This is a genomic window from Tatumella sp. JGM118 (assembly GCF_018257515.1).
Taxonomy (GTDB): domain Bacteria; phylum Pseudomonadota; class Gammaproteobacteria; order Enterobacterales; family Enterobacteriaceae; genus Tatumella; species Tatumella terrea.
Map to the genome: position 1 here is coordinate 125140 of NZ_JAERJR010000007.1, position 24972 is coordinate 150111.

At 55.0% G+C, this 24972-nt stretch carries 25 protein-coding genes and 1 riboswitch; of the genes, 10 read left to right on the plus strand and 15 right to left on the minus strand.

The genetic code is table 11. The features are described 5' to 3' along the window. Positions 1 to 116: 116 nt before the first annotated feature. The 8 genes from JK223_RS09315 to moaA all read right to left on the minus strand — a co-directional run bounded on the left by JK223_RS09315 (position 117) and on the right by moaA (position 5579). Complete coding sequence (locus tag JK223_RS09315) at positions 117 to 509, minus strand: YbhQ family protein (protein ID WP_212713906.1); 393 nt, start codon at positions 507 to 509, stop codon at positions 117 to 119. A gap of 428 nt (positions 510 to 937) precedes the next feature. Beyond that, on the minus strand, positions 938 to 1648 hold the full coding sequence (locus JK223_RS09320; protein ID WP_212713907.1) for a Bax inhibitor-1/YccA family protein: 711 nt from the start codon (positions 1646 to 1648) through the stop codon (positions 938 to 940). A gap of 72 nt (positions 1649 to 1720) precedes the next feature. After that, positions 1721 to 2803, minus strand: coding sequence for a DUF1615 domain-containing protein (locus JK223_RS09325; protein ID WP_212713942.1), 1083 nt, complete (start codon positions 2801 to 2803; stop codon positions 1721 to 1723). Between the two features lie 62 nt (positions 2804 to 2865). Further along, the gene (gene moaE, locus JK223_RS09330; RefSeq protein ID WP_212713943.1) at positions 2866 to 3318 is read right to left on the minus strand and encodes a molybdopterin synthase catalytic subunit MoaE; all 453 of its coding nucleotides are present in this window, start codon (positions 3316 to 3318) and stop codon (positions 2866 to 2868) included. 18 nt (positions 3319 to 3336) lie between these two features. Then, entirely contained in the window at positions 3337 to 3582 is a 246-nt protein-coding gene (gene moaD, locus JK223_RS09335; protein ID WP_212713908.1) for a molybdopterin synthase sulfur carrier subunit, read from the minus strand. Further along, a complete protein-coding gene (gene moaC, locus JK223_RS09340; protein ID WP_212713909.1) occupies positions 3575 to 4060 on the minus strand; it encodes a cyclic pyranopterin monophosphate synthase MoaC in 486 nt (161 codons plus the stop codon). Before moaC ends, moaD begins: the two co-directional genes overlap by 8 nt. 2 nt (positions 4061 to 4062) lie before the next feature. Next, the gene (gene moaB, locus JK223_RS09345) at positions 4063 to 4578 is read right to left on the minus strand and encodes a molybdenum cofactor biosynthesis protein B (RefSeq protein WP_212713910.1); all 516 of its coding nucleotides are present in this window, start codon (positions 4576 to 4578) and stop codon (positions 4063 to 4065) included. Positions 4579 to 4592: 14 nt separating this feature from the next. After that, a complete protein-coding gene (gene moaA, locus JK223_RS09350; RefSeq protein WP_212713911.1) occupies positions 4593 to 5579 on the minus strand; it encodes a GTP 3',8-cyclase MoaA in 987 nt (328 codons plus the stop codon). Further along, positions 5569 to 5707: riboswitch (molybdenum cofactor riboswitch) on the minus strand. (Overlaps the previous gene by 11 nt.) A 204-nt stretch (positions 5708 to 5911) precedes the next feature. Between moaA and yvcK the strand changes: the two genes are divergently transcribed. Beyond that, the gene (yvcK, locus tag JK223_RS09355; RefSeq protein WP_212713912.1) at positions 5912 to 6814 is read left to right on the plus strand and encodes a uridine diphosphate-N-acetylglucosamine-binding protein YvcK; all 903 of its coding nucleotides are present in this window, start codon (positions 5912 to 5914) and stop codon (positions 6812 to 6814) included. Between the two features lie 22 nt (positions 6815 to 6836). Here yvcK and uvrB read toward each other — a convergent pair whose 3' ends face one another. After that, the gene (gene uvrB, locus JK223_RS09360; protein WP_212713913.1) at positions 6837 to 8864 is read right to left on the minus strand and encodes an excinuclease ABC subunit UvrB; all 2028 of its coding nucleotides are present in this window, start codon (positions 8862 to 8864) and stop codon (positions 6837 to 6839) included. An 841-nt stretch (positions 8865 to 9705) separates the two neighbouring features. Between uvrB and JK223_RS09365 the strand changes: the two genes are divergently transcribed. Continuing rightward, complete coding sequence (locus JK223_RS09365; RefSeq protein ID WP_212713914.1) at positions 9706 to 10416, plus strand: ATP-binding cassette domain-containing protein; 711 nt, start codon at positions 9706 to 9708, stop codon at positions 10414 to 10416. Here JK223_RS09365 and bioD read toward each other — a convergent pair. From bioD to bioB, 4 genes are read right to left on the minus strand one after another with little or no spacing between them, the layout of a single operon-like run. Further along, positions 10397 to 11092 carry a dethiobiotin synthase gene (gene bioD / locus JK223_RS09370; protein WP_212713915.1) on the minus strand — a complete coding sequence of 232 codons (696 nt, stop codon included), beginning with the start codon at positions 11090 to 11092 and terminating at the stop codon, positions 10397 to 10399. The two genes, JK223_RS09365 and bioD, sit on opposite strands and share 20 nt — an antisense overlap. Then, positions 11089 to 11871 carry a malonyl-ACP O-methyltransferase BioC gene (bioC, locus tag JK223_RS09375; RefSeq protein ID WP_212713916.1) on the minus strand — a complete coding sequence of 261 codons (783 nt, stop codon included), beginning with the start codon at positions 11869 to 11871 and terminating at the stop codon, positions 11089 to 11091. The genes bioD and bioC overlap by 4 nt, the downstream gene beginning before the upstream one ends. Then, positions 11855 to 13006: an 8-amino-7-oxononanoate synthase gene (bioF, locus tag JK223_RS09380; protein WP_212713917.1), complete on the minus strand. Its 1152-nt coding sequence runs from the start codon at positions 13004 to 13006 to the stop codon at positions 11855 to 11857. Before bioF ends, bioC begins: the two co-directional genes overlap by 17 nt. Then, positions 13003 to 14037: a biotin synthase BioB gene (gene bioB, locus JK223_RS09385; RefSeq protein ID WP_212713918.1), complete on the minus strand. Its 1035-nt coding sequence runs from the start codon at positions 14035 to 14037 to the stop codon at positions 13003 to 13005. Before bioB ends, bioF begins: the two co-directional genes overlap by 4 nt. 81 nt (positions 14038 to 14118) lie before the next feature. Here bioB and bioA point away from each other — a divergent pair, with 81 nt between their 5' ends. Beyond that, the gene (bioA, locus tag JK223_RS09390) at positions 14119 to 15411 is read left to right on the plus strand and encodes an adenosylmethionine--8-amino-7-oxononanoate transaminase (RefSeq protein ID WP_212713919.1); all 1293 of its coding nucleotides are present in this window, start codon (positions 14119 to 14121) and stop codon (positions 15409 to 15411) included. A gap of 501 nt (positions 15412 to 15912) precedes the next feature. Here the strand turns inward: bioA and pgl are convergent. Continuing rightward, positions 15913 to 16911: a 6-phosphogluconolactonase gene (gene pgl, locus JK223_RS09395; protein WP_212713920.1), complete on the minus strand. Its 999-nt coding sequence runs from the start codon at positions 16909 to 16911 to the stop codon at positions 15913 to 15915. Positions 16912 to 17067: 156 nt separating this feature from the next. Here pgl and JK223_RS09400 point away from each other — a divergent pair, with 156 nt between their 5' ends. Then, entirely contained in the window at positions 17068 to 17886 is an 819-nt protein-coding gene (locus tag JK223_RS09400; protein WP_212713921.1) for a pyridoxal phosphatase, read from the plus strand. Positions 17887 to 17942: 56 nt separating this feature from the next. Here JK223_RS09400 and JK223_RS09405 read toward each other — a convergent pair whose 3' ends face one another. Further along, positions 17943 to 18101, minus strand: a complete 159-nt coding sequence (locus JK223_RS09405) for an AcrZ family multidrug efflux pump-associated protein (RefSeq protein WP_212713922.1) — start codon at positions 18099 to 18101, stop codon at positions 17943 to 17945. A gap of 150 nt (positions 18102 to 18251) precedes the next feature. On the opposite strand from JK223_RS09405, the gene JK223_RS09410 reads away from it, so the two are divergent. The 6 genes from JK223_RS09410 (at position 18252) to gpmA (ending at position 24923) form a co-directional block, all read left to right on the plus strand. Beyond that, complete coding sequence (locus tag JK223_RS09410) at positions 18252 to 19025, plus strand: TOBE domain-containing protein (protein ID WP_212713923.1); 774 nt, start codon at positions 18252 to 18254, stop codon at positions 19023 to 19025. Between the two features lie 96 nt (positions 19026 to 19121). Continuing rightward, positions 19122 to 20597, plus strand: coding sequence for a molybdate ABC transporter ATP-binding protein ModF (gene modF / locus JK223_RS09415; RefSeq protein WP_212713924.1), 1476 nt, complete (start codon positions 19122 to 19124; stop codon positions 20595 to 20597). A gap of 207 nt (positions 20598 to 20804) precedes the next feature. After that, entirely contained in the window at positions 20805 to 21848 is a 1044-nt protein-coding gene (gene galT, locus JK223_RS09420; RefSeq protein ID WP_212713925.1) for a galactose-1-phosphate uridylyltransferase, read from the plus strand. Position 21849: 1 nt separating this feature from the next. Beyond that, complete coding sequence (gene galK, locus JK223_RS09425) at positions 21850 to 22998, plus strand: galactokinase (protein ID WP_212713926.1); 1149 nt, start codon at positions 21850 to 21852, stop codon at positions 22996 to 22998. Then, positions 22992 to 24020, plus strand: coding sequence for a galactose-1-epimerase (galM, locus tag JK223_RS09430; RefSeq protein WP_212713927.1), 1029 nt, complete (start codon positions 22992 to 22994; stop codon positions 24018 to 24020). Before galK ends, galM begins: the two co-directional genes overlap by 7 nt. A gap of 150 nt (positions 24021 to 24170) precedes the next feature. Continuing rightward, positions 24171 to 24923 (plus strand): 2,3-diphosphoglycerate-dependent phosphoglycerate mutase, encoded by a 753-nt coding sequence (gene gpmA, locus JK223_RS09435; protein ID WP_212713928.1) that lies wholly within the window; start codon positions 24171 to 24173, stop codon positions 24921 to 24923. Positions 24924 to 24972 lie beyond the last annotated feature (49 nt).

Genomic DNA, 24972 nt, shown 5'->3' on the forward strand with positions numbered 1-24972 from the left:
ATAATACGGGCAGTCTACCAGAGTTAGGGGCACTGCGCGAGTGCCATTACCTATCAATAGCACCGGTCTGTAAAAACCCGTCCCGGCTACAGTAAACTGTCCGTCAGTAAGAAAGATTAGCTGCGTTTATTTTCGGTGTGACGCACCGGCTCTTTAGCCAGTAAGGAGATCAGGGCCGGACCGACCAGCATGACAACTCCCAGCGCACCCACCAGTAAAGGGTTGTGGACCACACGGGACAGTAACAACAGAGTTAACATTGCCGCACCGAAGTAATACGTGGTGCTGGCTTCTTCAAGATAATCGCCAATCAGTCGCAGACGTGCGATACGCTGCGTCACCATCATCGCGACCAGAACGATGACGTAAGCCGCCACCAGACCCGCGCTGACTTCAGCTAATAACCGGTGTTTCCATCCCCAAATCAGGAACACAACAACACTCAGATGCATTGCAATATGGAAGCAGGTTTGCCCAGTGATAATCTGAACACGGTTAGACCATTTCATTTTTCTCTCCTGGCAGACTGTTAAGCCGCCCATGCACACCGGCATCGCCGGTCAGGATTATTCAGACTAATCCAGTTTTAAAAAAAGAGCCTGTTTTTTAATTTTTACGGGTGTTTTTTTGTGATTCAGACACCAGTTTTTGCTTATCCGGCATTTACTCAGGTGTGGCATTATGCCACAAAAATCACTTTTTTTGAATTTTTTGCAATTATGCAAAATTTCGGCAGTGAGTTATGCCTCCCGAAGCCCCTGAATTCAGTGTGTTGCAGCAGAATATTTTTTATCGCTGTACGCAGCCGCTGATCCCCCGGAATACACGGAATGCTATCGGACCGGAATAACGCCAGGGGGGTGTTTTGCGGCCTGTCGCCGTGGAAAACGGGCAATAAAAAAGGGGCCCTAAGGCCCCGGCACAAAATGAACATCAATTAGCGGCGATTACCAAAGATACGCAGCAACATCATAAACAGGTTAATGAAGTCCAGATACAGCGTCAGTGCGCCGACGATACTGTAACGACGAAGATTTTCTTTATCGTTAATATCGATATTCTCACCCATATATTTCAGTTTCTGGGTGTCATAGGCGGTCAGCCCCACAAAGACCACCACACCAATATAGGTAATTGCCCACATTAACGCCGGGCTCTTCAGCCAGTAGTTCACCAGAGAAGCCACCAGGATGCCGATCAGCGCCATAAACAACAGACTGCCCATCTTGCTGAGATCACGTTTAGTCGTATAGCCATACAGAGTCATGGCACCAAACATGCCGGCAGTGACAAAGAAAGTGCTGGCAATCGATGAATAGGTATACACCAGAAAAATACTGGCCATGGTCAGTCCGGTCAGCGCCGAATAGAGCATAAACAGGCCGGTCGCCAGTGCCCCGCTCATCTTATGCACCATGCCGGAGAGGACAAAAACCACCGCCAGCTGAAGAATGATCAAGCCAAAAAAGGTGATCTGACTGGAGAATACAAACTCCATGACGCGGGGAGTTCTGACAGCAAACCAGCTGACAAACGCCGTCAGTAACAGCCCGCAGGTCATCCAGCCATAGACCTGAGCCATATAAGTTTGCAGGCCGGAACCGGCCCGTTGTAACGCTGAATTATCCTGACGTTGATATCGCTCCATGCTCCACCTCTTTACTAAATTAAACCGGTGCTTAAGTTTGGCACAAATCACGGTGACTGCGCCAGTGAAGGGTTATTCCCGCGCCAGACACTGTCTGTAACGGGTATTTACCCGCTCAGCATACCAGGCTGTCGTCAGCTGACGGGTAATTTTCGGGCTTTCCAGTTCGATGCCGGGCAATCTGGCCCGCGGCAGTGCACGGCCATTCTGTTTATCCGCCAGCCGGAAGACCTGTTTCCAGACGTCACTTTGGGAAAACTCAGGGTCCTCCCCCAGAGTCAGCTGATGACGGAGGGAGGAAGCACTGATCCCCAGACGGCCCTGCAGACTCAGTACCGCTTTTTCCGTGCTGCCGACCCCGTCACCGTCATAACGTATAAGGTCACCATCCAATGCCAGCCGGCGGCCGGTTAACTGCATTACGGCGGCCTGGAACGCTGCATTCCGGCTGGCATACCAGCCGGCATTATAATCGGCAAAACGATAAATCATCGACGGATAGTCAGCCGGATAGCCCAACAGATGCAGTGTACCAAACCAGACGCTGCCCCGGCGACTGAAGACTTCACGACGCAGTGTTTTATCCACCGGCCACGGATAACCGGCAGCATGCTGTTCGGCGAAAGCAATACTCACCTGCATCGGACCGGCCGTATGCACCGGATTCAGATTGCCGAATAACCGCTGCCCCATCGGCACCGTGCCGATAAGGTCATCAAAAATGGCACTCAGCTGCTGCTCGTTGCGCACCGAATGCAGACGTTGTGCATAGCTTTTCCCATCCGGCGACGGGATTTTCAGGGCCGTATCCACCACAAATTGCGGGATATAGAGTGCAGCAGCGCGGCGATAAATCTCTTTCATCGCGATAGCGGGCAGACCACTCACCGGTGTGTCCGCATTGAACCCGGACTCCTGTCCGGCAACGGCAATCACCGCACAAAGATTTTGTGCTGACGGAGAAAGTTTCTGATGACTGAAGGCCTGATAAATATCTTCCGACCAGCCGGCTTTATCTCTGGCCGCCGGCGGAAGTAAGTGCTGCACCCGGGCCTTCACCACTGCGGGTTTTTCGGCCGGGACGGAGGGCTGATGCTGGCTGCAACCTGCCAGGGTGAGGAGTGCGGCGCATAACAGCACAGGGTAACGTCGCAGACCGGCACACCCCGGTAATGACGGCCACAGAGAGCGGATTGGCGGAACCACAGATAACACACTCACCGGGACTCATCCCAGCGCCTGGCCGCCTGCGCATCGCTTTCCCGTGAACTCACCCAGCGATCCCCCTGCGCAGTCGCTTCCCGTTTCCAGAAAGGGGCCTGCGTTTTCAGAATATCCATAATGTAACTGGCTGCGGCAAAAGCACTGCTGCGATGCGCGGAACTGACGCCGACCAGCACAATCTCATCGCCGGGCGCCAGGCACCCTACCCGATGAATAATGGCGACCTGCTGTAGCGGCCAGCGTTCCCGTGCGCGGGTGGCAATCTCGTGCAGTACTTTATCTGTCATTGCCGGATAATGCTCAAGTGTCAGGGTCGCGACACTGTCACCGGCATTATGATTACGCACTTTTCCGGTGAAAGTCACGATAGCCCCGTCCTCATCACTGGCGGACAGCCACTGGTAAACGTCGGCGACGGAGAACGGTGCTTCCCCGACCCTGATCATGGTATGACTCGTCACCGTTTAACCTCCGGTCACAGGCGGAAAGAAAGCCACTTCGTCCCCGTCATTCAGGGGATGACTGAACGGTACCAGGGTCTGATTGACGGCCACCAGCAGTTTCTCTTTCTCTAAAGCCAGTGCGAAACGCCCATCCCGGGCGACCAGATGCTGGTGTAAGGCATCAACATCCGGGTAACCGGCCGCGACCCCGAGATCTGAACATCCGGCCAGTTCACGAACACGGGCAAAGAACAACACATTAATCATGTTCACCTGCCCTGAAATCGCCGGATTTACCGCCGGTTTTACTGACCAGCCGCACGCCGTCGATCACAATATCTTTCTGCACGGCTTTGCACATATCGTAGATAGTCAGTGCAGCGACGGACGCCGCAGTGAGCGCTTCCATCTCCACGCCGGTTTTCCCGGTCAGCCGGCAGACGGCCTCAATATGCACCCGGGCACTCTCCGGTAACGGGGTCAGAGTGACCTCTGCTTTGCTAAGCATCAGCGGATGACAGAGGGGGATAAGCTCCCAGGTCCGCTTGGCGGCTTGGATACCGGCAATCCGGGCGGTGGCAAAGACATCGCCTTTGTGGTGGCTTCCGTCAATGATCATCTGCAGGGTCTGCGGATGCATACAAACGTACGCTTCTGCACGTGCTTCACGTACTGTCTCAGACTTGGCCGAGACATCGACCATATGGGCATCGCCGGCACGGTTGATATGGGTGAGTTGGGACATAATCAGATTTTCTTAAGCTGGGAAACAAAGTTACAAGGGCGGGTGGTCGCATCGATCTGTGAGCAGATAATCCGCTCCCAGGCCTGACGGCAGGCACTGGTCGAACCGGGCAGCGCAAAGATCAGTGTCTGATTGGCCAGGCCCGCCAGTGCCCGTGACTGCAGGGTAGCCGCACCGATGTCTTCATACGAGACCATCCGGAATAATTCACCAAACCCCTCGATGGGGCGATCGAGCAGAGGTTCGATGGCCTCTGGCGTACTGTTTTTAGGGTGAAAGCCGGTGCCGCCATTGATAATAATGACCTGCACCTGCTCACTGACAATCCAGCGGGAGACAGCCGCCCGGAGGTGATAACGATTATCCGGACAGATAAGCTGTTCTGCCACCTGATGGCCCGCCTCCCGGACGGCTCCGGCTAAATAGTCACCGGAACTGTCCTGCGAGGCATCGCGGCTATCGGAGACGGTCATGACCGCCACGGATAACGGCACAAACGCTTGCGGGGATTTACTCATTCTGTCTCTCCTGACTATCCACCAATAAACGACAGATTCTGCGTGATTCCGGTATTTCCCTGATGCAGAAAATGGGTCTGTTTTTTCCGGCCGAGGCTGTGACGGATCCTGGCCAGTAATTCATCCTGATGCTGATCATCTGCCAGTAAATCGCGCAGCGGTATTCCGTGCTCACCGAACAGACAGAGATGCAGGTTGCCGATGGCCGAGACCCGCAGCCGGTTACAGCTCAGGCAAAAGTCTTTTTCATACGGCATGATAAGACCGATGCTGCCCTGATACTCCGGATGTGAGAATACCTGTGCCGGGCCATCATCCTTTGCTCTGACCTGCAGTTGCCAGCCCAGACGCAGCAGTTGCTGACGGATAACCTCTCCGGAGACGTGATGTTTTCTGAACAATGCACTCCCCTCACCGGTCTCCATCAGTTCAATAAAGCGCAACTGAATCGGCCGTGACTTTATCCAGTCCAGAAACGTGTGGAGCTGATGGCTGTTGAGATCTTTCATCAGCACAGTGTTAACTTTAACCTGCGCAAAGCCGGCCTCAAAGGCGGCATCTATCCCGCTCATCACCTGGTGAAGTTTATCCTGCCCGGTAATGGCATAGAACTGGCGGGCATCCAGGCTGTCGATGCTGACGTTAACGGCGGTCAGTCCGGCATCACGCCACTGCTGAATGTCTCGCTGCATCCGATAACCGTTGGTTGTCATCGCTATCTTGCGCAGTTCGGGATTTTCCCTGACCGCAGCGATGATCTCCGTGAAATCCCGCCGTAATGAGGGCTCCCCCCCCGTCAGGCGGATCTTCTCCGTCCCGGCCGCCACAAAGGCCCGGCTGACACGGCGGATTTCATCCAGCGACAAAAAGCCCTTGTTACGGACAGACTGCGGCCGGTAACCGTCCGGCAGACAGTAGGTACAGCGAAAGTTACAGACATCGGTCACGGACAGACGCAGATAGTAAAAACGCCTGTCAAAGGTATCAATTAACGAAGACACAGGAACACCTTTCCAAGTCGGGAGATGCGGTCATTTCTTCCCACACCCTGGCAGTTTATCACTGCGGCCCGACCGCCGTATTCGCAAAGACACTTAGGTCAGACGGGCTTTGAGTGTAAATTATCCGTACAGATAATCGTCTGTCAGTAATTCTAGCGCGAATGCACGATCTGCACCATGCCGTTTATCCGCAGGCGATTGATGTCAGACAGCATAAACACAGATTTATCTTCTGTTCATCATGCTATGCATAACCGAAGATGTTGATTTATCCTACCCATTATTCTGCAAAACTTTTGCCGTTCAGGATGGCAGCGCATTTAAGGAGTGTTATGAACCGCACGCTGGCAGATTTGGATCGTGTTGTGGCTATCGGTGGAGGACATGGGTTAGGCCGTGTGATGTCCTCGCTCTCATTCCTCGGCTCCAGACTGACCGGGATAGTGACCACCACAGATAACGGAGGTTCGACCGGCAGGATCCGCCGTTCCGAAGGCGGTATCGCCTGGGGCGATATGCGAAACTGCCTGAACCAGTTGATCACCGAACCCGGTATTGCCTCTGCCATGTTTGAATACCGTTTCAGCGGTAGCGGAGAACTGGCGGGCCATAACCTCGGTAATCTGATGCTGAAAGCGCTGGATAATCTGAGTGTGCGCCCGCTGGAAGCCATTAACCTCATCCGCAATGTTCTGAAGGTGGATGCCCTGCTGATCCCCATGTCAGAACAACCGGTCGACCTGGTCGCCAGCGACAGCGAAGGGAATGCGGTGTACGGCGAAACCGCCATTGATGCCATGACAGAAACCCCTGCGACCCTTGAACTCTGTCCGCAGGTTCCGGCAACCCGTGAAGCCGTCAGTGCCATTGCCGAAGCCGACCTGATTCTGATTGGGCCTGGCAGTTTTTATACCAGTCTGATGCCGGTCCTGCTGCTTGAGCAGATGGCCACAGCACTCCGGCGCACCCCCGCCCCGATGATCTTTATCGGTAATCTCGGCCGGGAAATGAGCCCTGCCGGCACATTGAGTGTGGCCGATAAACTGATGAAAATGGAGCAGGTCATTGGCCGTCGGGTGATCGATGCCGTGGTGGTCAGCCCCTCCACCGAGACGGTGGCTTTGGATGGGCGAAAAATCATCCGCCATCCGCTGGAAGCCGGAGATATTCGCTACCGCCATGATCGCCAGTTGCTGCATATTGCACTGGAAAAAGCCGTCCAGGCCATCAGCTGATGACCCGGAGGCCGGAGTGAGGTTAAGAGGTCGCGATAAACAGTTCACGGAGTTCGTGTAATTCATCACGGACCCGTGCCGCCTCCTCAAACTCAAGATCCATCGCATGCTGCTGCATACGGGATTCCAGTTCGCTGATTTTTTTCTGCATTGCCTGTGGCGTTAAGGCCGCATACTCGCCGCCATCGCCGGCCGGACGACGGCCACTCTGTTTGTCCCGTGATTTCCCTTTCGATTTGCCGGCCGACTGGCCCATCTCCAGAATATCGGTGACTTTCTTGTTCAGCCGGGTCGGCACAATGCCGTGTTCCGCATTCCAGGCTTCCTGCTTTTCACGACGGCGTTCGGTCTCATCGATAGCCCTGGCCATCGATGGGGTGATGCGGTCGCCGTAGAGGATGGCCTTACCATTGATATTACGTGCTGCGCGTCCGATGGTCTGGATCAATGAACGTTCCGAACGCAGGAAGCCTTCTTTATCCGCATCCAGAATCGCGACCAGAGACACCTCCGGCATATCTAACCCTTCGCGTAACAGGTTAATCCCCACCAGCACATCGAACTCCCCGAGACGCAAGTCACGGATAATCTCCATACGTTCGACGGTATCGATATCCGAGTGCAGGTAACGTACCTTTTCACCGTGCTCTTCCAGATATTCGGTCAGATCTTCGGCCATACGTTTGGTGAGCGTGGTCACCAGAACCCGTTCATTCAGGGTGACCCGCTGACGAATTTCAGAGAGCAAATCATCCACCTGAGTCGCCACCGGCCGGACTTCGATGATCGGGTCAAGCAATCCGGTCGGACGAACCACCTGCTCGATCACTTCCCCGCCGGATTTCTCCAGCTCATAGGCCCCGGGCGTTGCAGAAACATAGATAGTTTGCGGAGCCAGAGCTTCAAACTCTTCAAATTTCAGTGGCCGGTTATCCAGCGCTGACGGGAGTCGGAAACCGTACTCCACCAGATTTTCTTTACGGGCACGGTCCCCGCGATACATACCGCCTATCTGCGGAATAGTCACGTGGGACTCGTCGACCACCAGCAGACCGTCTGCAGGCAGGTAGTCAAACAGGGTCGGCGGTGCCTCACCCGGCCCCCGCCCGGAAAGATAACGCGAGTAGTTTTCGATCCCGGAGCAGTAGCCCAGCTCATTCATCATTTCCAGATCGAACTGGGTACGCTGTGCAATACGCTGTTCTTCGAGCAGCTTATTGTTTTCCAGTAACACCCGGCGCCGGTCAGCCAGTTCCGTTTTAATCTCTTCCATCGACTGAACAATACGCTCACGCGGGGTCACGTAGTGCGTTTTCGGATAGACCGTATATCGCGGTATCGTCTGTGCAATCTGCCCGGTCAGGGGGTCGAAGATCGATAACCGTTCGACTTCATCATCAAATAACTCCACCCGCAGGGCAATCTCATCCGATTCCGCCGGGAAAATATCAATCACTTCCCCGCGCACGCGGAAGGTCCCGCGTTGAAATGCCTGGTCATTACGCGTGTACTGCAGTTCTGCCAGCCGGCGCAGGATACTGCGTTGATCGATGATCATCCCCCGGGTCAGATGCAGCATCATTTTAAGATACAGATCCGGGTCACCCAGACCATAAATAGCCGAGACCGAGGCCACCACAATCACATCTTTACGTTCCAGCAAGGCCTTAGTGGCGGACAGGCGCATCTGCTCGATGTGCTCATTCACCGAGGCATCTTTTTCGATAAAAGTATCCGAGCTGGGAACATAAGCTTCCGGCTGATAATAATCGTAATAGGAGACGAAGTATTCCACCGCATTGTCAGGAAAAAACGCTTTCATTTCACCATACAATTGTGCCGCCAGCGTTTTATTCGGGGCCAGTACCATGGTGGGGCGATTCAGGTCTGCAATAACATTGGCTACCGTGAAGGTTTTGCCTGATCCGGTGACCCCGAGCAAGGTCTGATGTGCCAGACCGTCTTCCAGACCTTCCTCCAGTTGCCGGATAGCGTCCGGCTGGTCACCGGAGGGACTGAATTCAGAATGGAGTTTAAACACTTTGCTCATCGTTTGCCTGCCTGTTGCGATTGACGGTGCGGGGTTACTATTTTACCCGCTGACGGAAAATATGCCAATTCCTGTACTGTATATCCAGCCAGTTATGTTAAAAAAAACTTAACAGCCTAACCTGTAAAACAAACCGTTATCCCTGCTGAAATTCCCGCCGGTCAGGTTATCCACCGGAACTTTGTTCCTTTACCTTTTGTCAAGCGATTGTCATAAAGCCATGGCAGAATTCCGGGAGGCGATCCCCGAAGGCTTGCTTTTAATTAACTAGTTGAATAGATAAGAATAATAATAAAAGCCCGGTTTACAGCCAGCCTGATGCCAGCCCGCATATTTCCTTGCGTCAGCGCTGTTTTACGATGCTAATGCACATAGTTATCCACAGGAATGGTGGATAACTGATTTTAGCCCAGAGGGGGCCTGCTGTGCATAAAGTATTTGCGGCCAAAAATGCCGGTAAAAAAATTTTTTTTTAAGTTTTTTTTACCCTTATACGACGGGTTTAAAAGCATCAGTCATGGCGACCCGGTCGTTATTTTTGACTACAGTCAAGCACCCTGACTCAGATTTTATCTCTTTTTCACCTTTTTGCTGCACCACCATACCCGCATACAGGCACCGACAAAGTGCAACCCTTTATTAACCTGCCCCGTCACCCTGAGTCAGCCGCAGTGCAGCCCTTGCCCTCTCAGGCTGGCACCCGATTTTCGGTGATTGTAAAAACTGGCCCGGTTATTGCTTGGTTAGAGTGAAGCTGTCGCCGGAGGGAAGGATGGCATGGACTACCGGTTAGCCCATGTCTATTCGCCAGGCCTTGTTTATTACGAGAGGAGTTCAACAGATGCTGAGTTTACGTGCAATCAATCAATTTTACGGCCAAAACCATACGCTCTGGGATGTGGATTTGGATCTGATGCCAGGCTCATGCACTGCTGTGCTCGGTCAGCACGGGATGGGTAAAACCACCCTCGTTAACTGCATTATGGGTTATTTGCCGGTCAACAGCGGCACCATGACCTGGCAGGAAAAAAATGCCCCGCCCCGGGATCTGAATCTGCAACCTTCAGAACAACGTGCCGGAATGGGCATCGGGTATGTCCCTCAGGCCCGCCATATTTTTTCCCAGATGAGCGTGGAAGATAATCTGATGATTGCCCTGAAAGCGGCCCGCAGTAACGGACCGCTGGCGATCCCACCGATGATTTTTGACCTTTTCCCGCATCTCTATGACCTGCGTCACCAGCGCGGTGGGGATCTTTCTCTGGACCAGCAGCAGCAACTGGCCCTGGCCCGGGCCCTGGTATTACAACCTAAGCTGCTGATCCTCGATGAACCGACGGAAGGTATGTCGCCCTGGCTGGAAGAAGATATGGGCAACCTGTTGCGTTGCCTGAATCATCAGTACGGTATGACCATCCTGCTGCTTGAGCAAAGGATCTCCTTTATCCGCCGCGTTGCGGACTACTTTTTATTACTGCATCGCGGGCGGAATGTTGCCACCGGCCGGGTTGCCCAGCTGGATGAGGGCATGATCAATAAGTGGCTGACCTGACACTTTCCGGCAGATCCAGATACTGACCACAGGATGAAATCGCCTGGTCGTCAGTAAAGTGGGGTATTTCTCCCAGCAAAGGAGCCGGAAGAGAATGTATCAGAGTTTGCAGGTACGGCTGATGCCGGTATTGCGGCGGCTGTACATTGCTGGCTATCCAGCCCGCCATGACCAGTCCTGAAGCCTCTATCGCCCGGGCGGTCAGTAGCGCATGATTAATACAGCCAAGCTTCATCCCCACCACCAGAATCACCGGCAGCTGCTCACGAGCCACCCAGTCGGGATAAAGAAAGTCTTCCCCCAGCGGGGTAAACCAGCCACCCGCCCCTTCCACGGCAATCCAGTCCGCGCTCTTTTTCAGATGCTGTAAGCCTGCCGACATAGCCTGTGCGGTTATCGGCCGGTTCTCTGCCTGGCTGACAATATGCGGTGACGTTGCTTCGCCGAAAATCAGGGGGTTAATCTCAGCATAGCGCAGCCCCGGCAGGCTATAACGTTGCAGCAGCAGCCCGTCCCGGTTACGTAAACCTTCCGCGGTCATCTCCGACCCGGAGGCTACCGGTTTATAGCCCGCCGCCCGCCAGCCCCGCTGAGTGGCTGCCTGTAATAATCCACAGGTTGCCACCGTTTTACCGGCATCGGTGTCGGTTCCGGTAATAAACCAGCAATTTTTCATCCTTTGACTCCATACAGTAATTGATAACTTAACCGGTAGCCCTGACCATCTTTCGGCCAGGCCGCATCCAGCAGTGCAAGACGCTGCCGTGTTAACGCCTTGCCGTTGCTCCGTTGATGGAGATGGCTGGCCCCCACCCCTTTCAGTGACCAGAGTGCGGATTTCGCATCCGGGAAATGTAATGTGACCGTTTCAGCGGACAACGAAATTCCGTAGCCGGCCGTCGCCTGCTCAACGGCCTCTCTGGTCAGGAAACGGTTAATATGTGTGCTGCCATCCAGCGCCTGCCAGGCGAGATCGACCTCCGGTAACGAGCCCGCCAGCAGCGTGGAAAAGCGTAAACATCCGCCGGGGACTAATGCAGACACTAACCGGCCGAGGCTCTGCTGCAAATCGCTGCTCCACTGCAAGGCTAAATTACTCCACACCAGATCAAAACTGCCTTGCCTGAAAGGTAAGGCATCCAGATCGGCCTGCACATAGCCGTCAGCGGCCTGCCGTTTTTTTGCAAAGGCCAGCATCTGCGATGAAATATCCAGTGCAGTGACAAAATGCCCCTGACGGCGAAAATACCGGCTGTACCAGCCACTGCCACATCCGGCATCCAGTACCCTGCCTGGCGGGCAAAGCGGTGCGATTTCCAGTAGCCGATCCCCGCACAGACGCTGCAGTATTGCGTAGCTATCGTAAGTGGCTGCCGCCCGGCCGAAAGCCCGGCCGATGGCGGTTTTATCCCTGCTCAGGGCCTGAGGGTCACGCGTGTCAGCGGGCCGCTGCATACAGTTGCTCCGCTAATTGTCTGATCTGTTCCGGCTGATGGGCGGCGGAAAGGGTTATCCGTAGTCTGGCACTGCCTGGCGGAACGGTCGGAGGCCGTATCGCATTCACCCAGATCCCGCTCTGGCGCAGAGCCATCGCCAGCTGCTGAGCCGCCTGATTATCGCCGATGATCAGCGGCTGAATGGCGCTCTCTGACGGCGCCAGCGGCCAGGGTAGCTCTGCCGCCAGCTGACGAAAACTGGCAATATTCTGCTGCAGTTTCTGCCGCAGCCCGTCACCGCTGGCCACCAGACTCAGTGCCGTTTCGATGGCGACCGCCTGTGCGGGAGGCATTGCCGTACTGTAAATCAGATGTCTCGCTTTTTGCTGCAGGGAGTCCGCCATTTCTGCCCCGCAAAGGATAGCGGCCCCGCTGATGCCCACTGCCTTACCAAAAGTCACCACCAGGATATCCGGGCGGATCTGTTGCTGTGAGCAACTCCCGCGCCCCTGATGACCACAAACTCCTAATCCATGAGCATCGTCCACGACCAGCCAGCTCCCCGAGCGGTCGGCCTGTTGCCGGAGTCCGGCCAGCGGTGCCTGGTCACCGTCCATACTGAACACCCCCTCGGTGACGATCAGTGTTTCTCCGTCGCAGGGCGTACGAAGTAATTGCGTCAGGCTGCTCAGCGAATTATGACGAAAACGACGCAGGGTAGCCGGACTCAGATGCGCGGCCTCAATCAACGAGGCATGCATCAGTTTGTCGGCCAGTAGCCGATCCTGGCCTTGTGCCAGTGAAAAAATCAGGGCCTGATTCGCGGCAAATCCGGACTGAAACAGTATCGCCCGCGGGAAGCCCAGCCATCCGGCCAGGGTGTATTCCAGCCGCTGATGAGCCGGAGTATGGCCGGTGACATGTCCGGAAGCGCCGGCCCCGGCGCCCCACTGGCTAAGCCCCTGCTGCCAGGCCGAGAGGATTTCCGGGTGATGACTCAGCCCGAGATAATCATTGGATGAGAAATGGAGAAATTCTTTCCCGCCGGCACGGATCCGTCCTCCGGACAGCGGTGTGACCGGGAGGCGTGTCCGCCAGAGCCCGGCCTCCTGCTGTTGCTGAAGTTCCTGACTCAGGCGTTGCTGCCAGCTCATTGCGCCGCCGCGTTATAAAACATCGGAGTATCGGCGGCCAGCACTGCCTGCCGGAGTGCCTCTTCCCGGGCCACATCCCCCTGGCCGGTCGCACTCTGCTCCGCTCTGAGCCCCAGTTTCCGGAACAATTTCATATCATGATCTTCTTCAGGGTTCGGGGTAGTGAGTAATTTACAGCCGTAAAAGATGGAGTTTGCGCCGGCCATAAAACACATGGCCTGTGTCTGTTCATTCATCTGCTCCCTGCCTGCCGACAGTCGGACATAGGAGGATGGCATCATGATGCGCGCGACCGCGATAGTGCGGATAAAATCAAACGGACAGACATCGTCGTTATCGGCCAGCGGTGTGCCTTTCACTTTCACCAGCATATTGATCGGGACACTTTCCGGCGGGACCGGCAGGTTCGCCAGCTGAACCAGCAGCCCGGCACGATCATTCACCGTTTCGCCCAGCCCGACGATCCCGCCGGAGCAGACCTTGATCCCGGCATCTCTGACGGTCCCCAGGGTATCCAGGCGCTCCTGATAACTGCGGGTAGTGACGATACTGCCGTAAAACTCCGGAGAGGTGTCCAGATTGTGATTATAAAAATCCAGTCCGGCCCCGGCTAACCGCTCCGCCTGTGCCGGGGTCAGAGTCCCCAGCGTCATACAGGTTTCCATGCCCATCGCTTTTACCCCGGCGACCATCTGCTCCAGATAAGGCATATCCCGATCATTTGGGTTCTTCCAGGCCGCCCCCATGCAGAACCGGCCGGATCCGGCCTGGCGGGCCTTGCGGGCCGATGCCAGAACTTCCTCCACTTCCATCAGTCTTTCGGATTCGAGTCCGGTCTTATAACGGGCACTTTGCGGGCAGTATTTACAGTCTTCAGGGCAGGCACCGGTTTTGATCGACAGTAACGTGCTGACCTGCACGCTACCGGGATCGAAATGTTGCCGATGGACCTGTTGTGCCTCAAACATCAGTTCAAGGAAGGGTTTTTCAAACAGTGCGTTCGCGCGGGATAAGGTCCAGCGTTGTGACATGACATGCTCCGGATAGTTAACAACCACGATGATTATGCGTATACTTGTAAACTAAATCTTTTAGTTTTGGTTTACAAGTCTATGTTAACAGCCGAAGATCTTCAATTTGATCGTCAACACATCTGGCATCCCTACACCTCCATGATCGATCCCCTGCCCTGTTACCCGGTGGTCTCAGCGCAGGGATCGACCCTGACACTGGCCGATGGCCGTACGCTGACAGAAGGAATGTCCTCCTGGTGGGCGGCGATCCATGGGTATAATCATCCGCGCCTGAACAAGGCCATGACAGATCAGATACACCGGATGTCTCACGTGATGTTCGGCGGTATCACCCATCTGCCCGCCATAGAACTGAGCCGGAAACTCGTTCGTATCACTCCCGACGGACTGGATAAGGTTTTTCTGGCCGATTCCGGCTCAGTAGCCGTGGAAGTCGCGATGAAAATGGCCGTCCAGTTTTACAGAGGTGATCGCCAGCCGCGTAAAAAATTTATGACCATTCGTCATGGCTACCATGGGGATACCTTTGCCGCGATGTCGGTGTGTGATCCGGAAAATTCGATGCATGCCTTATGGAAGGGCTATCTGCCCGAACATCTGTTTGCTCCGGCTCCCCGAAGCCGTTTCGATGGCTGCTGGCAGGACGGGGAAATGGATGAGGCTGAACAGTTACTTAAGGTTCACCATGCTTCTCTGGCCGCCGTGATCCTGGAGCCTGTTGTGCAGGGGGCCGGGGGCATGCGGTTTTATCATCCCGGCTATCTGCGGCGGATGCGTGAATTGTGTGATCATTACGGGGTATTACTGATCGCCGATGAAATTGCCACCGGGTTTGGACGGACCGGCCGGTTATTTGCCTGCGAGCATGCGGGAATTACCCCGGATATTCTATGTCTGGGGAAAGGACTGACCGGAGGCACAATGACACTCTCTGCGGTCCTGACCCGTGAGCAGGTGGCGAAAAAAATCAGCCTCAGCCCTGCCGGCTGCTTTATGCACGGGCCGACCTTTATGGGGAACCCGCTGGCCTGTGCTGTCGCCTGTGCCAGTATTGAACTGCTCGAAGAAGGTCACTGGTCGTCACAGGTGGCGGCGATTGAACGCCAGCTCTGTGCTAATCTGATGCCGCTGAAAAGTCACCCTCAGGTCGCAGATGTTCGGGTATTGGGTGCCATCGGGGTGGTGGAATGTCATCAGCCGGTAAAAATGGCCGAAATTCAGCAATTCTTTGTGGATCAGGGGGTCTGGATCCGTCCGTTCGGTCGGCTGATTTATCTGATGCCCCCTTATATTATTCAGCCGCAGGAACTGGCTCAACTGACCGCCGCTATCCGTAATGCCGTCGAACATCCTGAGTTATTCAGTGACTGACAGCGCCTGACTCATCCCCCCGCAGGGCGATATTTCCGCCCTGCGAGACCCCGCCCTCTGGCACGTTCCGGTCAGCAGGATCACCGATGCCGCCCCCGCATCAACCGCCGGTAGCGGTATTCACCCACGATGGGATGCCGGCAAAACCAACACAGGGCGGGCCATGCAAAAAATTAGCGGGCACTGCAGGCCCCCGGTTCGCCAGTCACCGGTGGTCCGGCCCTGCGTTATCTGTCAGAGCCCCTCAGCAGACCACGGAGATCTGCTGCCAAACCGTAAATACGGTCACCGGGTTGCCGGGATAACGGCAGAGGGTAAGCGACGGACCGTTTATTCTTTGAAGGTAAGACAGGACAGAGGATGCTCTGGCGGGAGTATAACGGGCTTCACCGTAAGAAGCCCTTCGGAATAATGTCAGCCGGGAATGGCAGGAACAGCCAGCCTGTGCTGGCGGTGCCTCCGCTAACCTCCCCGGCCGTCATCGCAGGCCGGAGTCAGAGACTAAGCCACCGCCGGCGAATAGAGCGTCACCCACATCGGGCCCTGGCCAACCGCATAGCGGTTAAGAGGCGTGAGCAGGCCATTCTGCTGAGAAATGGCATAGACTTCGATATGATGCGATTTTTGCCCGGCAGCAATCACAAACCTGCCTTCACCGTCAATATTAAAGCCACGGGGCTGTGTTTCTGTCGGCTGGTGTCCTTCAATGGTCAGGACTGCACCGTCTGCGCTGACAGAGAATACGGTGATGGTACTGCTGGTACGGTCACAGGCATAAAGAAAGCGGCCATCCGGGGTCAGATGGATATCCGCCGCCCAGCGCGTCTCATCGAAATCATCAGGCATCATATCCAGAGTCTGCACGGTTTCTGCGCCCTGCGGGGTCAGTTTTAAGACGCTGACCGTGCTGTCGAGTTCATTCACCAGATAGGCATAGCGCCCGGCCGGATGAAACGCCATATGACGTGGGCCGGCACCGGCGACTGTAGGGATCTCTGCGCTGGCAGGCTCGGTCAGCTGATGTTCACTGTTCCAGCGGAAAGCACAGACGCGATCCTGCTTCAGGGCCGGAGCAAACAGCAGAGCATCATCGTTGCTGATATTCGTGGAGTGACAACCCTCCAGCCCGCTGATCACCTGACTCACGTCCTGCGGCAATCCCTGACCATCGAGCGGAGTGACACTGATTAACCCGTCATGATAAAACGCGGTGAACAGAGCGTTACCCTGGTGGTCGGTGGAAAGATGGGTCGGGCTGCCCGGAAGTGCCGCCTGACCGGCTTCGGTCAGACGCCCTTCCGCGCCAATATGATAAGCGATAACGCGAAATTCGGGACGCACACCCACATAAAGCACCGGCTTATCCGGATGAACGACCATAGGCTGTACCTGCCCGTTGACATCAATCACCTGCAATAAAGTCAACGCTCCTGCCTCAGAGAGTTGCCAGACATGAATTTGCTGACTTTCGGGGCTGGCGGTATAAATAACTTGTTGCATGTATTCTCCTTACCTGGAATATGTCTTTTTCGGGTTTACCCCACTCTATCGCAATATGCCAGAGCAAAAAATGATTTATTGATGCCCTCTTTTTTGGTAGCCCCTTCGTGACCGGGTTAAACTCTGTGAAACACATCATCTGCAGGTACAGATTTTATGAGCTATCGCGTTATTGCCCTCGATCTGGACGGGACGTTACTGAATTCCGCAAAAACTATCCTGCCGGAAACCCTGGAAGCGCTTCACAAAGCACAGCAGTCCGGCGTCGAAATTATTCTTGCCACCGGCCGTCATCACAGTGCAATTCATCCGTTTTATCAGGCACTGCAGTTAACCACTCCGGCGGTCTGTTGCAACGGTACCTATCTGTATGATTATCCTCAGCAGCGGGTGTCAGACAATGATCCTATGACTGCCGATCAGGCAGAGCTGATCATCCGCAGCCTGGAGGCATACAATATTACGGGCCTGCTGTATGCGGATGATGCCATGCTTTACCAGCAACCTACCCCGCACGTCATTCGTACACGGGCATGGGGCGAAACCCTGCCGGAAGCACAGCGGCCGGTGTTCCGTCAGGTACCTTCACTGAGTGAGGCGGCACGTCAGGCTGAGCGGCTGTGGAAATTTGCCCTGTCTCATCAGGATAAACCGCAACTGGAGGCATTTGTGCAGCACATCACCGACGAAGCCGGCGTGACTTGTGAATGGTCCTGGGTGGACCAGGTCGATATCGCTCAGCAGGGGAACAGTAAAGGAAAACGTCTGCAGCAGTGGCTGACCCGTCGGGGGTTTTCCATGCAGGATGTGATTGCGTTCGGTGATAACTATAATGACCTGAGTATGCTGGAAAGTGCCGGTCTTGGGGTGGCGATGGGGAATGCGGATGATGCAATTAAAGCCAGAGCCGATTGGGTGATTGGTGATAACGATCATCCGTCGATTGCCGGGGCAATCTATCAGAAGGTGTTATAAGGCCGCGCGGTTTACAGAGGCGGCCTGCCCCCTGCGGACAGGTCGCATCGTGTCAATCAGTGGGTCGTCGAATGAGACGCCTGGTCATCATTACGACGGGAACCTGAAATCAGGTTAAACAACTCACCCAGTGCATAAATTAATCCCAGAATCAGGGCCGTTACAACCGGCACCATAATAATGGCCATCAACAGGCTTTGCAGCAGTTCCAGCATATGAACCTCAGTCTGTTTACAAAAGAGGTAGTTTATCGGCTGCCCCGACGAATGCCCATTGCTTTTTGTGCTTTTATATTTCATTACTCCCCGGCCGCTCGCCTGTTCCGCCGATGATACGCGTCAGGTGAACCCCGGAAAGGAATTATCATGCAGGCAGATATCTCTCTGGTCATCCATCTCAGTAACAAACTGTTTGCCGACCCCCGGCGCATCAGGCTGCTGCTGGCCATCGAACAGACCGGCTCCATCACCCGGGGGGCCAGGCTGGCAGACATCAGCTACAAGACCGCCTGGGATGCGATTGATGCTATGAATACCCTGGCGGAACAGACCATTGTCGAACGGGTTGCCGGGGGGAAAGGCGGTGGCGGTGCCCACCTCACCGTCTATGGCCGACGGATGCTGCAGTTATATCAGTTACTGGAACAGATACAGCAGAAAGCGTTTGATGTGCTACAGGAAGACGGCCTGCCTCTGAACAGTCTGCTGGGTGCCATCTCCCGCTTTTCGCTACAAACCAGTGCCCGTAATCAGTTATTCGGTACCGTGGCCGATCGGCATACAGACGGTGTGCTGGAAACGATCACGGTATTACTGGGTGATCAAAAGACCCGTGTGCAGGTGACGATTACCCACGGGAGTGGTGAACGGTTACAACTGACACCGGATAAAGAGGTGCTGGTACTGATTAAGGCGCGCTGGCTGAACGTCCATCACCGCCCGACGACGCAGGAAAATCAGTTTCCGGTCACGATTTCCGCTATCACCCCCGGCCCCGCCGGGTCCGAAATTCTGATGCAACTAGCAAATGGCGAGGCGCTCTGCGCCACTCTGCCGCCCGGAGACACTGGTTTTACCGCCGGCCAGTCCGCCTGGGCCAGTTTTGATGCCGCCAATGCCTTGCTGGCCAGCCTGAATTAATCTTCGCGGTGACGATAATCGCGTAACCTGAACGTTTGACATCCGCCAGTCTGCCGGATACAACTGTGTAAAACAGTGCGTAAAATGGTATACAACATGGCATCATTGCATATTTCGCAAGGCTCATTCCGTTTAGGTAAACACCGGACGCTTGAGATTGAACAACTGAATATCCGCGCCGGTGAGAGCTGGGCGTTTGTCGGCACTAATGGCAGCGGGAAATCATCACTGGCCAAAGCCATTGCCGGGGAGTTGCCGCCGGAAAGGGGTGAACTGACCGGCGACTTCCAGAGGGTGACCCGGTTGTCACTGGAACAGCTTTCGCGACTGGTGGCCGATGAGTGGCAACGCAGTAATACCGATCTGTTCAGTGAAGGGGAGAACGATCAGGGGCGGTTAACCCGCGAAATTATCATGGACAGTGTGCAGGATGAGGCCCGTTGCCTGCAACTGAGCGACCTGCTGGGGATCCGGTCTCTGCTGGATCGCCCCTTTAAATTTCTGTCCACCGGGGAAACCCGTAAAACCCTCCTCTGCCAGGCACTGATGGCCGGGCCGGATCTGCTGGTGCTCGATGAACCCTTCGATGGCCTGGATGTGCTTTCCCGGCAGAATCTGACCCGGTTACTGAACAGTCTGTATATGCAGGGGACGACGTTAGTTCTGGTACTGAATCGTTTCGAAGATATTCCGGAATTTATTGATCATGTCGGTGTTCTGGCAGAATGCACCCTGAGCTATACCGGCCCCCGTCAGCAGGTGCTGGCAGAGGCGCTGGTCGCCCAGCTGGCGCACAGTGAGAATCTGAGCTCCGTGGCCTTACCCCCGCCGGATAACCCCGCCACGCTGCACAGTGATCAGGACGTGATCCCCCCGGTTATTCTGCGTAATGGCCGGGTCTCGTGGGAAGATAAACCGGTGATTGATGGTCTTAACTGGCAGGTCAGTCCGGGAGAGCACTGGCAGATTATCGGGCCGAATGGGGCAGGTAAGTCAACCCTGCTTAGCCTGATCACCGGTGACCATCCGCAGGGCTACAGCAATGATCTGACATTATTTGGTATCCGCCGTGGCAGCGGTGAAACTATCTGGGATATTAAACAGCATATCGGGTATGTCAGCAGCAGCCTGCATCTGGAATACCGGGTCAGTGCGTCGGTGAGAACCGTCATTCTGTCCGGTTTCTTTGACTCTATCGGCTTATATGAAGCGGTATCTGACCGGCAGCAGCAACTCACCACCGGATGGCTGGCGTTACTGGGCATGAATAATGCTCTGGGGGATGCACCCTTCCACAGTTTGTCCTGGGGACAGCAACGTTTAGTGCTGATTGTCAGGGCGCTGGTCAAACATCCGCGATTGTTGATTCTGGATGAGCCCTTACAGGGACTGGATGCGATTAACCGGCAACTGGTTCGGCGGTTCATCAATATCCTGATCGGTGAGGGGCGTACGCAATTACTGTTTGTCTCCCACCATGCCGAAGATGCCCCGGACTGTATTACCCACCGTCTGAGCTTTGTGGCTGACGGACAACGCTACACTTATCTGCAGGAGACATTGGCTTCCTGACCCGGCGACGGCGGGAACCCCCTTCCCGTCGTTTTCTCATCCCTGTTATCCCCCACTCACCGGCACCGGCAAAAATCGCTAAAAACAGAGTAATCCTTCTTGTGTAAACGTTTACATTGATCCACACTGATCGCCAATCCAGCCTATACTCTTTATCAGAGGCAGGCTTTTCTGACCCTGTCGCCAGGCCATTCTCAGGAATATATTATGTCTGAATTTAATCCGGTCGATCATCCGCACCGCCGCTTTAACCCGCTGACCGGTAAATGGATACTGGTTTCCCCGCATCGTGCTAAGCGTCCCTGGCAGGGGGCACAGGAAACGCCCTCAGAAGAAAAACTCCCCGCCCACGATCCGGACTGTTTTTTGTGTGCAGGTAACCCGCGTATCGGCGGAGAAAAAAATCCTGACTATACCGGTAGCTGGGTGTTTACCAATGATTTTGCCGCCCTGATGCCCGATACCCCGCAGGCCCCGGAAAACGGGGATCCTCTGCTGCGCTGTGAAAGTGCCCGCGGCACCAGCCGGGTGATCTGCTTTTCGCCGGATCACAGTAAAACGCTGCCGGAGTTATCCACTGACGCGATTGCGGAAGTTATCCGTACCTGGCAGGAACAGACCCGCGAACTGGGACAGTCATGGCCCTGGGTTCAGGTGTTCGAAAACAAAGGCGCCGCGATGGGATGCTCAAACCCCCATCCGCACGGTCAGGTCTGGGCTAACAGTTTCCTGCCCAATGAAGTGTTGCAGGAAGATCGTATGCAGCGCGAGTATTTTGAAAAACAGGGTTCCCCGCTGTTACTGGACTATGTCAGACGTGAACTGGCTGACGGACAACGGACTGTGGTGGAAACAGAGCACTGGCTGGCGGTGGTTCCCTGGTGGGCCGCCTGGCCTTTCGAGACCTTACTGCTGCCGAAAACCGCGGTCTTACGTCTGAACGAATTATCTGCGGCACAAAGCAGTGATCTGGCGATGGCCCTGAAAAAACTGACTAGCCGCTATGATAACCTCTTCCGGTGCTCATTCCCCTATTCCATGGGCTGGCACGGCGCACCGTTTACCGGTGACTCTGACCGTCACTGGCAATTACATGCCCATTTCTATCCGCCGCTATTGCGCTCGGCCACCGTGCGTAAATTTATGGTCGGTTATGAAATGCTGGCCGAGTCACAACGGGACTTAACCCCGGAACAGGCTGCCGGACAATTACGGGCAGTGAGCGATATTCATTACAGGGAGGCAAACTGATATGCAACTACAGGAAACCACAGTCACTCTTTTCAGAGAGGCGTTTGGGTATTCGCCTGACCGCACGTTTCAGGCACCCGGTCGCGTTAATCTGATTGGTGAACATACGGACTATAACGATGGCTTCGTGCTCCCCTGCGCTATCGATTACCAGACGGTGATCAGTTGTGCCCGGCGTCAGGATAACCGGGTGCGGGTCATCGCTGCCGATTACGACAATGCGATGGACGAGTTTTCTCTCGATGATCCGATAGTGCCGGTGCAGGAACCTATCTGGGCCAACTATATCCGGGGGGTATTCCGCCATTTGCGTCAGCGGCAGGACGGATTCGGCGGCATGGACATGGTCATCAGCGGGAATGTGCCACAGGGGGCCGGGCTCAGTTCATCCGCCTCGCTGGAGGTGGTAACGGGAACGGCCATACAGCAATTATGGGGACTGCCACTCACGCCGTCGGAGATCGCACTGATCAGTCAGGAAGCCGAGAACCAGTTTGTCGGATGTAACTGCGGCATTATGGATCAGATGATTTCCGCGCTGGGCAAACGGCATCATGCCCTGCTGCTGGATTGCCGTACTCTCGGGACGCGCGCCGTACCGATGCCGGAAAACGCGGCCGTGGTCATTATTAACTCTAATTTCAAACGCACTCTGGTGGGCAGTGAATATAACACCCGCAGAGAGCAATGTAATACCGGTGCCCGGTTGTTTAACCAGCCGGCTCTGCGCGATGTGACGCTTGCCCGGTTCAGCGCCGTCAGCGCAGATATCGATCCGGTCGTGGCGCGGCGCGTCCGCCATATTCTGACCGAGAATCAACGTACCCTGGATGCTGCCGAAGCACTCAGCAAGGGTGATTTAGTCACTATGGGACGTCTGATGGCCGATTCTCACGCCTCAATGCGGGATGATTTTGAAATCACGGTACCGCAGATAGACACGCTGGTCGAAATCGTGAAATCGGTGATCGGTGACGAAGGAGGTGTACGGATGACCGGGGGGGGATTTGGTGGCTGTGTGGTTGCGCTGATCCCTAAGCATAAGGTGGAAGAGGTCCGTAACGCCGTTGCCGGACAGTACGAAGCCAGAACCGGCATTAAAGAAACGTTTTATGTCTGTCATGCCTCAGAAGGAGCCGGCGAATGTTAACACACGACGCGTCAGGCCCCGACGGCATGCCGTTACGGGTGACGGTATTACGGAATGCCAATGGGATGGATGTCACCTTTATGGATCTGGGGGCCACCTGGCTGTCCGCCAGAGTGCCTCTGAGCGATGGCAGTGTACGTGAAGCCCTTCTCGGATGCGCGACCCCTGCAGATTATCTGCAGCAGTCGGCTTATCTGGGGGCCTGTGTGGGCCGTTATGCGAACCGGATTGCTCAGTCTTTTCTGACACGGACTCAGCATTCCCTGACCCCGAACCAGCCTCCTCACCAGTTGCATGGCGGCCCGGAAGGGTTCAGCCACCGCCGCTGGCTGATAGTCAGTCAGTCCCCGACAGAGGTGCGTTATCGTCTGCACTCCCCGGACGGGGATCAGGGGTTTCCCGGTAATCTGACGACAGAGGTGCACTATCAACTGACGGATGACAATGCATTGATCATTACCTATCAGGCTGAAACGGATCAGCCCTGTCCGGTCGCGTTGACGAATCATGCCTATTTTAACCTTGATGCATGTCAAGGTGATGCCCGTCAACATCGGTTAAAAATAGAGGCAGATCACTATTTACCGGTTACCCGTGAAGGTATTCCTGAACGCGGGTTACACCCGGTAGAGGGCACCGGGTTTGATTTTCGTCAGCCAAAAACGATCGCCGATGATTTTCTGAAGGATACCGATCAGCAGACCGTCGGGGGATATGACCACGGCTATCTGCTCAGTCATCAGGGAAATCACTTAACAGAGGCGGCACGACTGTGGTCCGCGGATAATCAGCTGAGTCTGTCGGTCGCGACCTCAGCCCCGGCCTTACAATTCTACTCAGGGAATTTTTTAGACGGTACACCGGCACGTCAGGGAACCTGGCGGAATTATCAGGGGATCGCCCTGGAGACTGGGTTCCTGCCGGATTCGCCTAATCACCCTGAATGGCCGCAACCGGATTGCTGGTTACAGCCTGGTGAAAAACTGCACTCTGTCACCCGCTATCAGCTGATCCCTGCATAGCCCGTTGACGAAATATACTGCGGACAACCCGCTCCGGACTTACACCGGCCGTTGTTTTCCGCTATGGTAAAGTCCTATTGTCCGGCCTGTCTCCGGCACAGACACAGTTTCCATAATCATAGAACGTTAAAAGCATTAAGGAGTTAAGCGATGGCAGTAACTAAGCTTGTTCTGGTACGCCACGGCGAAAGTCAGTGGAATCAGGAAAACCGCTTTACCGGTTGGTACGATGTGGACCTGTCTGATAAAGGCCGCGAAGAAGCAAAGGCCGCAGGTAAATTACTGAAGAAAGAAGGTTTCAGTTTCGACTTCGCCTATACCTCTGTGCTTAAGCGTGCGATCCACACGCTGTGGAGTGTTCTCGACGAACTCGACCAGGTCTGGCTGCCGGTTGAAAAATCATGGCGTCTCAATGAGCGTCATTACGGTGCCTTACAGGGGCTGAATAAAGCGGAAACCGCCGAAAAATACGGTGATGAGCAGGTAAAACAATGGCGCCGTGGTTTTGCTGTGACTCCGCCGGAGCTGGAGCGCAGCGATGAACGTTTCCCGGGCCATGACCCGCGTTATGCTTCCCTGACCGAAGAGCAACTCCCGACCACAGAAAGCCTGGCACTGACCATTGAACGTGTGATCCCGTTCTGGGAAGACGCTATTCTGCCGCGCCTGAAAACCGGAGAGAAGGTGATTATCGCCGCACACGGTAACTCTCTGCGCGCGTTGATCAAATATCTGGATAAAATGTCTGAAGATGAAATTCTGGAGCTGAATATCCCGACCGGTGTTCCTCTGGTGTATGAGTTTGATGAAAACTTTAAACCACTGAAACGTTACTATCTGGGTGATGCCGATGAAATCGCAGCGAAAGCCGCGGCGGTGGCTAATCAGGGTAAAGCAAAATAATTTCTCAGGCCTCTGCAGGTTCTGATAAAACGGCCGGATGCTCCGGCCG

What these genes read in the sequence shown, in the direction of transcription:
- bioD (WP_212713915.1), bottom strand. Translation starts at nt 11,092, where the DNA reads ATGAAAAATTGCTGGTTTATTACCGGAACCGACACCGATGCCGGTAAA.
- uvrB (WP_212713913.1), bottom strand. Translation starts at nt 8,864, where the DNA reads ATGAGCAAAGTGTTTAAACTCCATTCTGAATTCAGTCCCTCCGGTGAC.
- bioB (WP_212713918.1), bottom strand. Translation starts at nt 14,037, where the DNA reads ATGTCACAACGCTGGACCTTATCCCGCGCGAACGCACTGTTTGAAAAA.
- moaB (WP_212713910.1), bottom strand. Translation starts at nt 4,578, where the DNA reads ATGAGTAAATCCCCGCAAGCGTTTGTGCCGTTATCCGTGGCGGTCATG.
- galT (WP_212713925.1), top strand. Translation starts at nt 20,805, where the DNA reads ATGTCTGAATTTAATCCGGTCGATCATCCGCACCGCCGCTTTAACCCG.
- moaD (WP_212713908.1), bottom strand. Translation starts at nt 3,582, where the DNA reads ATGATTAATGTGTTGTTCTTTGCCCGTGTTCGTGAACTGGCCGGATGT.
- JK223_RS09315 (WP_212713906.1), bottom strand. Translation starts at nt 509, where the DNA reads ATGAAATGGTCTAACCGTGTTCAGATTATCACTGGGCAAACCTGCTTC.
- JK223_RS09365 (WP_212713914.1), top strand. Translation starts at nt 9,706, where the DNA reads ATGCTGAGTTTACGTGCAATCAATCAATTTTACGGCCAAAACCATACG.
- galM (WP_212713927.1), top strand. Translation starts at nt 22,992, where the DNA reads ATGTTAACACACGACGCGTCAGGCCCCGACGGCATGCCGTTACGGGTG.
- moaC (WP_212713909.1), bottom strand. Translation starts at nt 4,060, where the DNA reads ATGTCCCAACTCACCCATATCAACCGTGCCGGCGATGCCCATATGGTC.
- moaE (WP_212713943.1), bottom strand. Translation starts at nt 3,318, where the DNA reads ATGATCAGGGTCGGGGAAGCACCGTTCTCCGTCGCCGACGTTTACCAG.
- JK223_RS09320 (WP_212713907.1), bottom strand. Translation starts at nt 1,648, where the DNA reads ATGGAGCGATATCAACGTCAGGATAATTCAGCGTTACAACGGGCCGGT.
- galK (WP_212713926.1), top strand. Translation starts at nt 21,850, where the DNA reads ATGCAACTACAGGAAACCACAGTCACTCTTTTCAGAGAGGCGTTTGGG.
- gpmA (WP_212713928.1), top strand. Translation starts at nt 24,171, where the DNA reads ATGGCAGTAACTAAGCTTGTTCTGGTACGCCACGGCGAAAGTCAGTGG.
- JK223_RS09400 (WP_212713921.1), top strand. Translation starts at nt 17,068, where the DNA reads ATGAGCTATCGCGTTATTGCCCTCGATCTGGACGGGACGTTACTGAAT.
- pgl (WP_212713920.1), bottom strand. Translation starts at nt 16,911, where the DNA reads ATGCAACAAGTTATTTATACCGCCAGCCCCGAAAGTCAGCAAATTCAT.
- yvcK (WP_212713912.1), top strand. Translation starts at nt 5,912, where the DNA reads ATGAACCGCACGCTGGCAGATTTGGATCGTGTTGTGGCTATCGGTGGA.
- bioF (WP_212713917.1), bottom strand. Translation starts at nt 13,006, where the DNA reads ATGAGCTGGCAGCAACGCCTGAGTCAGGAACTTCAGCAACAGCAGGAG.
- bioC (WP_212713916.1), bottom strand. Translation starts at nt 11,871, where the DNA reads ATGCAGCGGCCCGCTGACACGCGTGACCCTCAGGCCCTGAGCAGGGAT.
- JK223_RS09410 (WP_212713923.1), top strand. Translation starts at nt 18,252, where the DNA reads ATGCAGGCAGATATCTCTCTGGTCATCCATCTCAGTAACAAACTGTTT.
- JK223_RS09405 (WP_212713922.1), bottom strand. Translation starts at nt 18,101, where the DNA reads ATGCTGGAACTGCTGCAAAGCCTGTTGATGGCCATTATTATGGTGCCG.
- modF (WP_212713924.1), top strand. Translation starts at nt 19,122, where the DNA reads ATGGCATCATTGCATATTTCGCAAGGCTCATTCCGTTTAGGTAAACAC.
- bioA (WP_212713919.1), top strand. Translation starts at nt 14,119, where the DNA reads ATGTTAACAGCCGAAGATCTTCAATTTGATCGTCAACACATCTGGCAT.